The following is a 14,136-nucleotide window of genomic DNA, read 5'->3' as shown; positions in this document are numbered from 1 at the left end:
TGTAATTCATCATTAATCAACGTAAATCCACATTTCATGAATTACTATACCTCATCCATCCACTCTCAGATCGTTCCGCTTTATACTTACCGTAAGACAGAAGCTTCATCGCTGAACGGCTGGCTGCGTGAAAAACTAAGTTCAACTTCCAAGCTTCTTCCATTTCACTAGGATAAGCCGTGGATTCGTAAACATAATAAGCTGCCATAATGCAAGGGGTTACTTGTTCCGTTTCAAATTCATAAGTATTTGCATCATCGACAACTAAATCAATGAGACATCGGTTTCCATCTTGAACTTCTTTCTGGAGTAGCTTCTTTACTGGACCCGGTACTAATTCTAATATCTCATCCCTCATGGTAGTCATTTTTTTGGTCTTTCAGCACGAAGTACAGCATCATTTGTTGGAGTGTTAGGTACATAATTCCCATGACTGTCGATGCTGTGTGCTTCCTTATCGTATTGTCCATTGGCAGTACGTTTCTTTGTTGTGAAAGGGTCTTGATTGTGTCCCATGATTGTCACCTCCAATAAGAATAGTATGTGCTAACAAGTATGTATTTTGCCTAAAAGAAAGTTCACAAAAAGTGGAAACAAGAGTTGTGAATCTCATCAATTCATAGTGTATTTACCTAGAAAGAAAGGAACAATTTAAGTTTGTATCAAATTGTTCCTTTCGTACAAAATAGATACAAACTTAAAAAAAGGAGGATTATTTATGACGAACCGAAATGATAACCGAGAACGTAAAAATAAATATCCTAATAATTTAAAAAACGATACTGAATTCTCCAAAGATGTAAATATTAGAAGCGAAGTAACGAAAAAAGATTTAAATAAATAATGTTTTGAACTATTAGATATTGAAAAGCTTGGATTCAATTAGATCCAAGCTTTTTCATATAACAAAAATCCAGTCATACTTCTTTAAAAAAGAGCGAATTTCATTTACCGTATTTTGGTAAAAATGAAAAAACAATTAAAAACATAAAGAAAAAGAATACACAACCCATTAAGACATAGTAAGAAGGATTACAAGTGATTCTAAATAAACAAAATATGCATTAAAAAATTATAGGATGGAACTATATTTCATGAAGGATGTATACATCATTATTGAATATAAAAAAGAGGGAGAGTTGCACCATGAAACTAACACCAGAGCAGCGTATTCAATTGCATGGATTTAATAATCTTACAAAATCATTAAGTTTTAATATGTATGATATTTGCTACACAAAAACAAGAGAAGAACGAGAAGCTTATATAGAATACATAGATGAACAATATAACGCAGATAGATTAACAAAAATTTTAAAAAACGTATCTGACATTATAGGTGCACACGTATTAAATGTAGCCAAACAAGACTATGTTCCACAAGGAGCTAGTGTAACAATTTTAGTTTCAGAAGGCCCAATTGTAGAAGTTCCAACTGAGTCATTTAACGAATCACCTGGTCCTCTTCCTGGATCGGTCGTCATGCAGTTAGATAAGAGCCATATCACGGTTCATACGTATCCCGAATATCATCCTGATGAAGGAATCAGTACTTTTAGAGCAGATATTGATGTGTCTACATGCGGAGAAATCTCGCCTCTTAAAGCATTAAATTATTTAATTCATTCATTTGATACGGATATTATGACCATTGATTATCGAGTTCGTGGATTTACAAGAGATATAACAGGTAACAAGTTATTTATTGACCACGAAATAAACTCCATCCAAAATTACATCCCAGATAATGTAAAAAAATTGTATGATATGATTGATGTTAACGTATATCAAGAACATATTTTTCATACGAAATGCAAACTAAAAAAATTTAACCTAAACAACTATTTGTTTGGATATACACAGGAAACATTATCTATAAACGAACAAGAGGAAATTACAAAGAAATTAAAATTGGAAATGGATGAAATATTTTATGGGAAAAATATGAATCATGGCTCAATTGAAGAAGATTCAAGCGAATAATACCAAAAGCAGAATTTCTTTTAGAAACTTCAGTTACTAAAGAAAATCAAAAAAATAATACGTACGCAAAAAATCAGGAAACAATCTCCTGTTTTTTTTGCTGTTTAAGTATAGCATTTAAAGAAAGGTGTTTTTCATTTTTTGTCGAAATTGAAATTTGGTATATATCCAATAAGGAAAGGGATAAAAAATGAAAAAATACGAGCAAATAATTTTATGGGTAGAACATATAAAAGAACGAAACCATAGCTCCGCAGCAGCACTTTTTATTATGAAAGACAATAAAGTTGTATTGGAGCACTATAGCGGAACTCATTCTAATATAAAAAATAGTCCTCCTATTACAGCAACTTCACAATTTAATGTTGCTTCTGCAAGAAAAAGTTATTTAGGGCTCGCGATTGCCTACGCACTTTATGAGGGGAAAATTAGAAGTCTTGACGATTATGCTGTAGATTACTTTGAAGAATATGATAAAATTTTACTTGGTAAGACAACTTTAAGACATTTAGTAACACATTCTCACGGTTTACATATAAGTGAGAACGGAATCATGTATCGAGAGTTTGAACCAGGAGAAGAATGGGCTTATAGAGGCGTTAACATCGAAATGATGACACATCTAATTTATAAATTATATAATAAGAGTTTTCCAAAATTGCTGAGCGAACGAGTTTTTATACCTTCAGAGTTTAAAGAAACAGCCTGGCAAACAGAAGATCATGAAGATTTAGTAAAAGTAGTTATAAATCCAAATGAAGAAGCTGTATGTAAGATAGGGCTATCAGATGATGGAACAGAAACGAATCTTTTTGTCTCTGCTAGAGAATTTGCTTATTGGGGAAACCTTCACCTAAATAAAGGATATATGAATGGAAAACAAATCGTACCGAAAGAAGTCATTGAATTGGCAACACAAATACAAAGTCCTCATTATAAAAATAAAGATTTACCGCAAAACGGATTATTTTGGTATGTTCAACGTACACCAGCACTGCAAAGTGAAATAGGCGAAAGAGTTCCAGAAGGATCTTATCAAATATTAGGTGTGACAGGGCCGACAATTTTAGTAATTCCTGAATATAATGTCGTTGTCGCAAAGATGTATAACAAAAGATATAACTACGGAGGAGAGAATTACCTTTACTACTTACGAGAATTCAGCAATATAGTTGCCGATACATTTGCTCACTAAATGGTCATACAAACTGTTACTATAGGGGGCACCATATCAAAAAAAAGAAAATTGTACGTTTGGACACAATTTTTAACCAGTCCCCTGTACGTAAAGGAACCGGTTTATCAATTTAATACTTTTTTATAGGTTTTTTGTCTCGTAATGGCCATAATTTAATTAACTCCATTTAATTTTTCCATAATAAAGATGACATAATTCTAAACCTTAAAGGGAAAATTTTATTAATGAAAAGCTTTATGCAGTAAATTTTATAAAAAAGGTGATCGAATGGAATTGTCTAACGAAAGCAAAACTTATCATGCTGGAGATATTGTCTATGTTTTTTATCGTAATCCCCACACTCAGGATGTAGCAAATGTACAAGCCGCAGCTGTTGTAAATAACCCTAATACTCCTAATGAATTAGCATTGTTTCTTTATGAAACTTATTATCCACTTTCACATGAAATGGCTGTTTATTCTACAGAAGAAGAGGCAAACCAAGCTTACAACTACTATTATGGGGATGCTTCAGAAGGGATGCTAGAATGAATAATCCATTCATGCCTAAACTTGTATACTTTGAACCCAAAGCACTGGATTATCCATTAGGGAGAGAGCTTCATGAAAAATTTGCAAAGACGGATGTTGAAATTCGGCATACTACTTCTCATAATCAAGTGAGAGATCTCCCAGGAGAAAACGATTTTCAAAAGTATCGGGTAGCAAAATCTACTCTTGTCGTGGGCGTTAGAAAAACACTAAAATTTGATACCTCAAAGCCTTCAGCAGAGTATGCTATTCCGTTCGCAACAGGCTGTATGGGCCATTGTCATTATTGCTATTTACAAACAACAATGGGAAGTAAGCCATATATCCGTACCTATGTAAATGTCGACGAAATTCTAGAAGCTGCTGACAAATATATAGAGGCACGTGCACCTGAACTGACAAGGTTTGAAGCCTCCTGTACATCCGATATTGTGGGAATTGATCATTTGACTCATACCCTCAAACGCGCAATTGAGCATTTTGGAGAATCCGAGCATGGAAAATTGAGGTTTGTTACAAAATTTCATCATGTAGATCATTTACTTGATGCAAAGCATAATGGAAAAACAAGATTTCGGTTTAGTGTAAACGCTGATTATGTTATTAAAAATTTTGAGCCAGGAACTTCTCCACTAGCTAAAAGGATTGAGGCAGCTGGAAAAGTAGCAAGAGCAGGATATCCCCTCGGATTCATTGTTGCTCCTATTTATCTTCATGAAGGTTGGAAAGATGGATACTATCAGATGTTTGAGCGTCTTGATGCTGAATTACCCCCTGATGCACGTGATGATATCACGTTTGAATTTATTCAACATCGTTTTACAAAACCTGCTAAGAGAGTGATTGAAAAAAATTATCCAATGACAAAATTGGAATTAGATGAAGAGAAAAGAAGATATAAATGGGGAAAATACGGAATTGGAAAATACATTTATCAAAAAGAAGAAGAAGAAGATATAAAGAATTATCTTTATTCTTATATGGAGAAGTTCTTTCCCAATGCAAAATTAGAATATTTCACATAGAAGAATACCAAGTCTGTTACAACAATATATAGGTGTTAGAAATAAACACTAGTTTATAACACCACATTAAATGTACCTCAATTTAACTCCGTCGATTACTTACAAGAGGTTAAAGCAATTTTTTATATAAAAGGGTGATTTCCAAAAGTTAGTGAAACTAACTTTTGGGACAATCCCTTTTTTGTAAATTTACAAATATCGTTAATGTCTATATTTCAAACTAAGAGAAACTGCATCTATAATGCTGTCCTTTTTGTTGAAGGATATAAAAGTGATGATGTTTTTATATAAATTTTCAGATTAAAGATGAAATTCATTTGTTTGTTAAAGAATATATGTTAGGTATATCTAGTTAGTTATATTAGTACGAAATAACCTTTAATAAAATTATAAACCGAATTTTTAAAGACACAGTATATATTTGAATTAGTTTGGAAATAAAAATGAGGATGTAATTATTTTATATAGGGTGGTGTAATAATAATGGATTTACAGACAGGGAAATTATATTGGAACACAACTTTTCCCAATCCACCTTCTTATCCTTGTTTAGAAAAAGATATAATTTGTGATGTTTTAATAATAGGTGCTGGCAGCTCAGGGGCTCAATCAGCATACTATTTATGTGATTCGGATTTAAGTGTGGTTGTAGTTGATAAACGGAAGGTTGGACATGGCAGTAACCTAACCAATACAGCGCTCATACAATATTTGGGTGATAAAATGTTTTTTGAGCTTGTTAATACATTTGGGGAAGAGTATACAGTAAAACATATGAAATTATGTGAAGAAGCAATTAATGATATTGAATTTGCAAATCAAAAATTACCTTTTGATTCTGATTTTATGCGACGTGATAGTTTATATTTTGCAAGCTATGAAGAGGATATTAGGAAATTAGAAAAAGAGCTTTATTACTTACAAAAGCATGGTTTTAAAGCAGATTGGTTATCAGAAAAACAAATTGGACAGAAATATCCATTTAAAAAACGTGCTGCCCTTTATACATATGAAGATGGTGAAATAAATCCCTATAAATTTACACATGGTTTATTAAAGCAAGCTTCTAATCAAGGAGTACAGATTTATGAAGATACTGAGATTGTTGGGAAAAAATTAGAAAAAGACTTCGCTACTTTTTATACCAAAAGTGGTAATTCCGTTACTGCCAAGAAAGTAATCGTAGCTGCAGGTTATGAAGGATTAGAATTTAAAAAAGAAAAGAATGCTACGCTAATTAGCTCGTATGCAATTGTCACTACCCCTGTTGAAGATTTTTCATCTTGGCATAAACGCACTCTCATATGGGAAACCGCTAGACCATATATATACATGCGAACTACAGCAGATAATCGAATTATTATAGGTGGTCTAGATGAAGATACAAACATTGCTGAAGAGAGAGATTCAAAATTAATCCATAATAAAGAAAAGCTATTACATGAATTCAATAAGCTCTTTCCTAATATTACAGTTAAACCTGAATTTTATTTAAGTGCCTTTTATGGTGGTACTCATGATGGTTTACCTATAATCGGAATGTATGAAGAATTTCCTAATTGTTATTTTATCTATGCGTATGGTGATAATGGGTTAGTTTATAGTATGGTACTTTCTAAAATTATCCGAGATGTAATTATAAAAGGTTCTAGTCCTAATTTAAATTTATACTTGCAGTCTAGACCGAAATTAAATAAATAGTAGCTCCACATATTTTCCACATAGCAGGAAAATACTAATACATGATTTAATACTTTAATTTCAAAGTATTAAATCATAATTACTAACTGCGATACTGGGAGGACGTTACTATGAATATTCGTGAAGGATTAATTCCAACTACACTAGGTACAGCAGTTACAGCCGCGGGTTATGCTCTTAAGCAAACTCGTGGGTCAAATAAGATGATTGCAAATACAGTATTTGGATTTGGTTTAGCTCACGTTGTTTTAGGTGTAATTGATCTTGTAGAACATCGTCGTTAGAAGATAGGGCAAGCATCTTTTGATGCTTGCCTTTTTAATATTGAAAGTGTTTATTAACTTTTAATTTTGTTTATTTTATTAAAGTAATCTAAAAATTAGCTACATATGTATACAAAAAGGATTTTGTTATCCAGGTTAAAGGAATGGGCTCGTTCCTTTCAAAGGTTACCGACTGCCAAAGAAATATTAAAAAAGCCCAATATACCCGCTTTGTCCACTTTTTATGAAGCGTTAGTCAATTTGAAGTGAATCCAAAATGTAAGGCACTCTTTTTAAAATATATAAAAGAGAGTATTGTAGAAAAAATAATTAAGAAGCAATCATAATTACTTACTTAATCCGTTCCAATAAAAATCAACAATTTGTTGTGCTAAATCTTCTATATCAGGGATAAGGGGCTTTTGATCAACATCTTTGTAGTCTCCAACGTATAGTAAAGCAACAAAGGCGTGAGCACTTAAAAGCGTGTGCCTTTTAGGGATCTCCCCTTCTTGTATCGCTTTATCTATGGTTTGTGCCAATACTTCATACATTTTATCTTCTGCATCTTGCATTTGTTTTAAGTGCTTATCCGACAGGGAAATCTTTGCATCCCTCATAAAGCTTTTTATATCAATGTCCATTGTAGCCGTTAAATGGATTTTTGCAACATCAAGTAAGCGCTCTTTAAGAGGCTTATTTGTTGAAAGAATCGTATACATATTTTCTCTAATTCGAACCATCATTTGAACCATTGCATCAGTAAAAAGATCAGCCTTAGTAGCATAATAATAGTAAACGGTTGCCTTTGTCACATCACATTCTTTAGCAACATCATCCATAGAAACAATTTGATATCCTTTATTTAAAAATAAATTTGTAGCAATGTTTACAATTTTATCTTTTGTAGATATAGTATTTTTATTTTGACGTGGTCTTCCCAAGGGACGTTGTTTGTGTTCCAATTCTATTCGCTCCTGACTTTTCAAAGTTAAAAGTATTATAGCATATTCATATAATAGTTCTTGATTAATTAACCAACTAGTATATATAATTAATGGAAAGATTTAGTTAGAAAGGGGGATATTTATGAAAAAACATCCTCTATATACTTGGGGACAATTGGTTGGGGGACCAAAAGCAAGGTGGATTACTCTTTTGGTATGGGTCTTATTAACCTTGGTTTTATCATTTACATGGCCAGCAGTTAATACAGTTGAAGATGAGACGGCTCCAAATCTTCCTGAAAACGCTATGTCACAACAAGCTAATCGTTTAATTAAACAGGAGTTTCCTAATGATGCTGGAAACCCCGCGCTTATCGTTTGGCATAGAGACAAGGGTTTAGAAGCGAATGACTTTAAGGCAATTCAAGATACTTACAAACAGCTTAAAAACACACCATTAAAAGGTCAATCCATGTTACCGCCATTTGATACAATACCACAGCAAACATTAGCAAAGAGTGTTTCAGAAGATGGTACGTCTCTAGTAACTCCTGTATTTTTTAACACAACAGCAGGGACAGATATTCTTCAAGAGAATATGAATGAATTGCAGCGTGTTATAAAGGATACTTTGGCAGAGGATCCTTTTAAAAGAAAAATTTCTGATTCTGGTCTGCATGTTCGTCTCTCAGGGCCAGTTGGTATTCAGACTGATGCAGTAAGCTTATTCAGTCAGGCTGATGTAAAATTACTTGTTGCAACAGTGCTACTTGTTTTAGTTTTACTTATTCTTCTGTATCGCTCACCACTTTTAGGAATCTTACCTTTAATTGTAGTTGGGTTTGCTTATGGGGTAATTAGTCCAACTTTAGGATTTTTAGCAGATAAAGGATGGATTACTGCTGATGCACAAGGAATTTCAATTATGACTGTACTTTTATTTGGAGCTGGTACTGATTATTGTTTATTTCTTATTTCAAGATATAGAGAGTTTTTATTAGTAGAACAAAATAAATTTAAAGCTCTGCAACTTGCTATCAAAGAATCGGGTGGGGCAATTATCATGAGTGCTCTTACAGTAGTAGTTGGATTAGGTACCCTTTTACTTGCTCATATTGGTTCTTTCTATAGATTTGCAGTACCATTTAGTGTTGCTGTGTTCCTAATGGGGGTTGCCTCATTGACGCTTTTACCCGCATTACTAGCTATTTTTGGGAGAGTAGCATTTTTCCCATTCATTCCAAGAACAAAAGAAATGAATGAAGACTATGCTAAGAAAAAAAAGAAAACAATTAAGTTAAAGGAATCGAAAGGGTTCTTAAGTAAAAAACTTGGAGATCTTGTTATTCGTAAACCATGGACAATTATCCTGTTAACACTATTCTTATTAGTTGGGTTGGCTTCATTTGTTCCACGTGTCCAATATACGTATGATTTATTAGAATCATTTCCAAAAGATATGCCTTCACGTGAAGGATTTGATTTAATCTCTGATCATTTTTCACCTGGTGAGTTAGCACCTGTACAAATTGTTGTTGATACAAAAGGAAAAGATGTATCTGTCAAAGAAGAATTAACAAAACTTTCTTTTGTAGATCAAGTAACAGAACCAGTGCAAGGAAAACGGAATAATCAATTACAAATGTTTGAAGTTTCAATAAAAGATAATCCGTATTCTATTGAGGGGATAAATAAAATCCCCGAGTTAAGAAAAAGTTTAGAACAGGTAATGAAAAGTGCTGAAATAAGTGATGCTAATAATTACATATGGATTGGAGGAGAAACGGCTACATTATACGATACGAAACAAACAACTGAACGTGATCAAAATGTGATTATTCCTGTTATGATTGGTATTATTGCATTATTATTACTTGTTTATTTACGTTCTGTTGTGGCGATGATCTACTTAATTGTAACAGTGGTATTATCATTCTTCTCTGCATTAGGAGCAGGGTGGTTGCTACTTCACTATGGTATGGATGCTCCTGCAATACAAGGAGCGATTCCTCTATATGCATTTGTGTTCTTGGTAGCATTAGGAGAGGACTATAACATATTTATGGTTTCCGAAATATGGAAAAACAAAAGAAGCCAGCCACACCTTGAAGCAGTCAAAAACGGGGTGGTTCAAACAGGTAGTGTTATTACGTCTGCTGGTTTAATCTTAGCAGGAACGTTTGCGGTTTTAGCTACACTACCAATCCAAGTACTTGTTCAATTTGGTATTGTTACAGCAATAGGAGTACTACTAGATACATTCATTGTAAGACCACTTCTTGTCCCTGCCATTACAGTGGTTCTAGGACGATTCGCATTTTGGCCAGGTAAACTTTGGAAGAAAAAAGAGAGAACAAAAGTAAATGCTTGAGAATATTATAAATTTAAAAAACCAAGGAAAATTCATTTTCCTTGGTTTTTTATTAGAAATAAAATATGTATACAAAATAAAAGTAGTATCTAAATACTAATTATTTTTCAAATTTTCGTTTCGGGGTGTTCTTTGTCTTCTATATCAGTTTCAGGCATTCCGTACAATCCATTCATTGCTTGTTCTACTGGTTGAAGTCCAGTTATTGTAGTCTCAGAATTTAAGTTTTTTGAGTTGTTACTCTTTTCTTTTTTAGAATGTGGAAAATTCATTTTTATACCTCCAAACACTAAATTTTTTTAAAAATAAAAAACGTATGAAAGAGTTTGGCAGATAAACAAATGTATTATCTGTCAATTGAATGAACAATTATTTGAGCTATTAATGTAATAGTATGTTATCTTTTCTAGAAAATATGTAAGATGATAAAGCAAGATTTTAATTTAGATGTGTATTTAGGCCTCACCATATCAGTAAAAGTATTTATATTAGAAGATACCTTGTCTTCTGCAATAAAATCGTATATATCTAAACATCAAAAAGACACTTATCAATGAAGTGTCTTTTTGATGCGAAAGAACAATAAAGTCATTTTTATATAAAAAATAATACTCTGTATTAATTTTTATTTCAATATCCGTATCTCGCGTAGCATTGTGGTTATAATAAACATCGTTAGACAATCATTGAAAAGAATTGAAGTAAAAAAAGAGAGGGAAGGATGATATGAAACATTCATCTGTTAATCCATGGCTTGTCGTCCTCGGTACAATCATTATACAAATGGGCCTTGGAACGATTTATACATGGAGCTTATTCAATCAGCCTTTAGTGAGTAAATTTGGCTGGGATCTTCACGCTGTTGCTATAACCTTCTCAATCACTAGCTTTTCTTTATCATTTTCAACTTTGTTTGCGAGTAAATTACAAGAGAAATGGGGACTTCGCAAACTCATTATGATAGCTGGATTAGCCCTAGGAATGGGCTTAATGCTTAGCTCGCAGGTTTCCTCATTACCAATGCTTTATTTACTAGCTGGTGTTGTTGTGGGTTACGCAGATGGTACAGCCTATATCACTTCACTTTCTAATTTAATAAAGTGGTTTCCAGAGCGTAAAGGCTTAATTGCTGGTATATCTGTCTCCGCATATGGAACGGGTAGCCTAATTTTTAAATACATTAATGCAAAGCTAATTGATTCAGTTGGCGTATCACAAGCGTTTTTATATTGGGGCCTAATTGTTGCAGTTATGGTAGTGATAGGCGCGTGTTTTATACATCAAGCCGCAGAGCAGGATACAGTTCATGAAACAACGACTCATGACTATACAACAAGGGAAATGCTACGTACAAAAGAAGTTTATCTGTTATTTATCATGCTATTTACATCATGTATGAGTGGCTTATATTTAATTGGCATGGTAAAGGATATTGGTGTTCAACTCGTAGGACTTAGCGCGGCAACGGCAGCCAATGCTGTCGCTATGGTTGCGATCTTTAATACGGTTGGCCGAATCATTTTGGGGCCGTTGTCAGATAAAATCGGCCGTTTAAAAATTGTTTCGGCAACTTTTGTTATTATAGCTATGTCTGTTTTTGTTCTCAGTTTTCTGAACTTAAATTATGGTATCTATTTCGCCTGTGTAGCAAGCGTTGCTTTTTGTTTTGGTGGAAATATCACTATTTTTCCAGCCATTGTTGGTGATTTCTTTGGTCTAAAAAATCATAGTAAAAACTACGGAATCGTGTATCAAGGTTTTGGTTTCGGAGCACTTGCAGGTGCCTTTATTGGAGCACTTCTAGGTGGATTTAAGCCAACTTTTATGGTAATTGGCGCTTTGTGTATTGTGTCATTTATCATCTCTATTTTGATTCGATCACCTAATTGGCAAAAGGAAAAACAAAAGATTGATCGTGGAGCAGCGTAAGCATATTAATTTTTATTACATTCTAAAGAAAAGACTCATTTAAAATTTAAAGACAAAAGAAGAGGGATTTGCTTTTCTAATGAAAAGTAAATCCCTCTTCTTTATTCGTATTTATAAATATATATGATTTTTTAAATTTGATTAGTGTCAATTCACATACTTTCAGAATTTGCATCAGCTAATTCATTGATAATGGCATCTACACATTTTATTTTAATTATCTTTTAAGTCTTCAAATAGGGATAGGGCCGAATCAGTTTCATTTTGACCTTAAATTTTTAAAGTTTCTTGTACCTTTCGTCTAAATCTATATATTAAAATCTATTGAAATATATTATTATTTTAATAGATTGACATTTATAACACCTACAATATTATAATAATCGTTGAAAGAGGAAGGTTCTATGAAACAGAAAAAGATTTATAGCAAAGTATTTGTTCCTGTACTATCTCTATCACTGCTTTCAAATCTGTTTATCTCTACAACAGCTCAAGCAAATGAGTCAACAGAAACGAAGCAAGAAGTAGTCGTAGTATATAAAAACAACACTGGAAAGGAAAGAGTATTAGAAGACAGCATAAAAGTTGATCATGAATTCAAGACAGTTCCTGCAGTGTCTGCCACATTAACAACAAATAATATTCACGAACTAAAAAATGATCCCAATATTGCTTACGTTGAACCTAATGTGACATTTACAATTACGGGAAAAGAAGATGTTAAAGCAATGGTAAAAACAGCAGACTCTATTCCTTTTGAAGAGAGTCTTTGGAACTTCCAAACAGTAGATCCATATGCGAAATCATTTAAACAAGGAATTACTGGAAAGGGAGTAAAGGTTGCAGTAATAGATACTGGGATTTATCCTCATCCTGATTTATTTATCGAAGGAGGTACTTCGACTGTTGATTACACACCTTCTTATACAGATGATAATGGACATGGTACACATGTTGCAGGGATTATAGGAGCTAAACATAATGGCGTAGGAATTGTAGGAATTGCTCCTGACGTCCGTCTTTTTGCTGTAAAATCCTTAGACGGAACTGGGCGGGGGAATTTGGATGATGTATTAAAAGGAATTGATTGGTCAATTACAAACCATATGGATATTATTAATCTAAGTTTAGCAACTACATTTAACTCGCAAGCGTTGCATGACATGGTAGACAAAGCGAATAAAGAAGGTATTCTTTTAGTTGCTGCTGCAGGAAATGATGGTGAGGCAGTGAATTATCCTGCAAAGTTTGATAGTGTTATTGCAGTGTCTGCCATAGATGAAAACAAAAATATTGCTTCTTTTTCTTCACATGGGCCAGAAGTAGAGTTTACCGCTCCTGGGAACAATATAATAAGTACATATTTAGATGGATACTACGGTAAATTTAATGGTACATCACAAGCATCACCACATGTTGCGGCGATGCTCGCTTTACTAAAAGAAAAAAACCCTAATATGTCCAACTATGAGCTTCGAACAGAGCTTCAAAAATATGTTGAAGACTTAGGGGTAAAAGGCAGGGATCCATTATACGGATACGGATTAGTCAATTTTTCAGCATTTCAAGATCAAGACTCAAAGACGAATTCCCAAATATTTTCTGATGTACCAACTACCCACTGGGCTTATCCAGCAATTATGGATCTAGTAAACAAAAAAATTGTATCTGGATATGGTAATAGCAGGTTTGGTATGGGTGATCCAGTTACACGTGAACAAGTAGCGGCTCTTATTTATCGTGCATTAGAAATATCTCCAAAGGGAGAGTACCCTAATCCGTACCGTGATTTAAATGAAAATTCTACAATGTTTCTAAATGAAGTTTTAGCTCTCACAGAGATGAATGTTTTCAATGGGGATGAACACGAAAATTTTAGACCAAAAGATTCCTTAACACGTGAGGAAATGGCGCAAGTACTTACTAACGCATTCAAATTAAAAAATAAAGGTCAGCAAAATTTTAACGATGTAAATCCTAATTCTTGGGCAAATGAAGCGATTAGCGCATTACAGTCAAATGGTATTTCAGCTGGTACAGGTGAGGGTAAGTTCGAACCGAAAATGATTGTAACACGTGAACAGTTCGCACAATTTTTATACAAGGCTATGAATTTATAACTTGATGATGGTGCAAACGTTTCAGCCCTTTAAGAAAAATATAAAGTAATGTTTAAAAAATAAAATAT

Annotated in this window: 14 protein-coding genes; 10 read left to right on the top strand and 4 right to left on the bottom strand. The window is 33.3% G+C overall.

The window, feature by feature from the left end; translation table 11 throughout:
• Positions 1-34: 34 nt before the first annotated feature.
• Both WAX78_RS02350 and WAX78_RS02345 read right to left on the bottom strand, forming a co-directional pair.
• Positions 35-358 (bottom strand): hypothetical protein, encoded by a 324-nt coding sequence (locus tag WAX78_RS02350; protein ID WP_336481340.1) that lies wholly within the window; start codon positions 356-358, stop codon positions 35-37.
• A gap of 5 nt (positions 359-363) precedes the next feature.
• Positions 364-516, bottom strand: a complete 153-nt coding sequence (locus tag WAX78_RS02345) for a hypothetical protein (protein ID WP_336480686.1) — start codon at positions 514-516, stop codon at positions 364-366.
• A gap of 202 nt (positions 517-718) precedes the next feature.
• Here WAX78_RS02345 and WAX78_RS02340 point away from each other — a divergent pair, with 202 nt between their 5' ends.
• The 7 genes from WAX78_RS02340 to WAX78_RS02310 all read left to right on the top strand — a co-directional run bounded on the left by WAX78_RS02340 (position 719) and on the right by WAX78_RS02310 (position 6,722).
• Positions 719-844, top strand: coding sequence for a hypothetical protein (locus tag WAX78_RS02340; RefSeq protein WP_255258154.1), 126 nt, complete (start codon positions 719-721; stop codon positions 842-844).
• A 302-nt stretch (positions 845-1,146) separates the two neighbouring features.
• Positions 1,147-1,983 (top strand): adenosylmethionine decarboxylase, encoded by an 837-nt coding sequence (gene speD, locus WAX78_RS02335; protein WP_336480685.1) that lies wholly within the window; start codon positions 1,147-1,149, stop codon positions 1,981-1,983.
• A 190-nt stretch (positions 1,984-2,173) separates the two neighbouring features.
• A complete protein-coding gene (locus WAX78_RS02330) occupies positions 2,174-3,178 on the top strand; it encodes a serine hydrolase domain-containing protein (RefSeq protein ID WP_336480684.1) in 1,005 nt (334 codons plus the stop codon).
• Positions 3,179-3,448: 270 nt separating this feature from the next.
• Positions 3,449-3,712 carry a transcriptional regulator SplA domain-containing protein gene (locus WAX78_RS02325; RefSeq protein ID WP_253629593.1) on the top strand — a complete coding sequence of 88 codons (264 nt, stop codon included), beginning with the start codon at positions 3,449-3,451 and terminating at the stop codon, positions 3,710-3,712.
• Positions 3,709-4,737, top strand: a complete 1,029-nt coding sequence (splB, locus tag WAX78_RS02320) for a spore photoproduct lyase (protein ID WP_336480683.1) — start codon at positions 3,709-3,711, stop codon at positions 4,735-4,737. Before WAX78_RS02325 ends, splB begins: the two co-directional genes overlap by 4 nt.
• Positions 4,738-5,220: 483 nt before the next feature.
• Positions 5,221-6,438: an NAD(P)/FAD-dependent oxidoreductase gene (locus WAX78_RS02315; RefSeq protein ID WP_336480682.1), complete on the top strand. Its 1,218-nt coding sequence runs from the start codon at positions 5,221-5,223 to the stop codon at positions 6,436-6,438.
• 110 nt (positions 6,439-6,548) lie between these two features.
• Positions 6,549-6,722: a hypothetical protein gene (locus WAX78_RS02310; protein ID WP_001025956.1), complete on the top strand. Its 174-nt coding sequence runs from the start codon at positions 6,549-6,551 to the stop codon at positions 6,720-6,722.
• A gap of 326 nt (positions 6,723-7,048) precedes the next feature.
• On the opposite strand, the gene WAX78_RS02305 is transcribed toward WAX78_RS02310, so the two are convergent.
• Positions 7,049-7,666, bottom strand: a complete 618-nt coding sequence (locus WAX78_RS02305; protein WP_336480679.1) for a TetR/AcrR family transcriptional regulator — start codon at positions 7,664-7,666, stop codon at positions 7,049-7,051.
• Positions 7,667-7,790: 124 nt separating this feature from the next.
• Here WAX78_RS02305 and WAX78_RS02300 point away from each other — a divergent pair, with 124 nt between their 5' ends.
• Complete coding sequence (locus tag WAX78_RS02300; protein WP_336480678.1) at positions 7,791-10,019, top strand: MMPL family transporter; 2,229 nt, start codon at positions 7,791-7,793, stop codon at positions 10,017-10,019.
• Between the two features lie 107 nt (positions 10,020-10,126).
• On the opposite strand, the gene WAX78_RS02295 is transcribed toward WAX78_RS02300, so the two are convergent.
• Positions 10,127-10,291 carry a DUF4021 family protein gene (locus WAX78_RS02295; RefSeq protein ID WP_336480677.1) on the bottom strand — a complete coding sequence of 55 codons (165 nt, stop codon included), beginning with the start codon at positions 10,289-10,291 and terminating at the stop codon, positions 10,127-10,129.
• 454 nt (positions 10,292-10,745) lie between these two features.
• Between WAX78_RS02295 and WAX78_RS02290 the strand changes: the two genes are divergently transcribed.
• Both WAX78_RS02290 and WAX78_RS02285 read left to right on the top strand, forming a co-directional pair.
• Positions 10,746-11,948, top strand: coding sequence for an L-lactate MFS transporter (locus tag WAX78_RS02290; protein WP_336480676.1), 1,203 nt, complete (start codon positions 10,746-10,748; stop codon positions 11,946-11,948).
• A gap of 404 nt (positions 11,949-12,352) precedes the next feature.
• Positions 12,353-14,068: a S8 family peptidase gene (locus tag WAX78_RS02285; RefSeq protein ID WP_336480675.1), complete on the top strand. Its 1,716-nt coding sequence runs from the start codon at positions 12,353-12,355 to the stop codon at positions 14,066-14,068.
• Positions 14,069-14,136 lie beyond the last annotated feature (68 nt).

The organism is Bacillus yunxiaonensis, from assembly GCF_037104695.1.
Classification (GTDB): domain Bacteria; phylum Bacillota; class Bacilli; order Bacillales; family Bacillaceae_G; genus Bacillus_A; species Bacillus_A yunxiaonensis.
This window is presented reverse-complemented; position numbering and strand designations above follow the sequence as displayed.

Coding starts and splice junctions, on each gene's coding strand:
- WAX78_RS02350 (WP_336481340.1), bottom strand. CDS start 358: ATGAGGGATGAGATATTAGAATTAGTACCGGGTCCAGTAAAGAAGCTA.
- WAX78_RS02345 (WP_336480686.1), bottom strand. CDS start 516: ATGGGACACAATCAAGACCCTTTCACAACAAAGAAACGTACTGCCAAT.
- WAX78_RS02340 (WP_255258154.1), top strand. CDS start 719: ATGACGAACCGAAATGATAACCGAGAACGTAAAAATAAATATCCTAAT.
- speD (WP_336480685.1), top strand. CDS start 1,147: ATGAAACTAACACCAGAGCAGCGTATTCAATTGCATGGATTTAATAAT.
- WAX78_RS02330 (WP_336480684.1), top strand. CDS start 2,174: ATGAAAAAATACGAGCAAATAATTTTATGGGTAGAACATATAAAAGAA.
- WAX78_RS02325 (WP_253629593.1), top strand. CDS start 3,449: ATGGAATTGTCTAACGAAAGCAAAACTTATCATGCTGGAGATATTGTC.
- splB (WP_336480683.1), top strand. CDS start 3,709: ATGAATAATCCATTCATGCCTAAACTTGTATACTTTGAACCCAAAGCA.
- WAX78_RS02315 (WP_336480682.1), top strand. CDS start 5,221: ATGGATTTACAGACAGGGAAATTATATTGGAACACAACTTTTCCCAAT.
- WAX78_RS02310 (WP_001025956.1), top strand. CDS start 6,549: ATGAATATTCGTGAAGGATTAATTCCAACTACACTAGGTACAGCAGTT.
- WAX78_RS02300 (WP_336480678.1), top strand. CDS start 7,791: ATGAAAAAACATCCTCTATATACTTGGGGACAATTGGTTGGGGGACCA.
- WAX78_RS02295 (WP_336480677.1), bottom strand. CDS start 10,291: ATGAATTTTCCACATTCTAAAAAAGAAAAGAGTAACAACTCAAAAAAC.
- WAX78_RS02290 (WP_336480676.1), top strand. CDS start 10,746: ATGAAACATTCATCTGTTAATCCATGGCTTGTCGTCCTCGGTACAATC.
- WAX78_RS02285 (WP_336480675.1), top strand. CDS start 12,353: ATGAAACAGAAAAAGATTTATAGCAAAGTATTTGTTCCTGTACTATCT.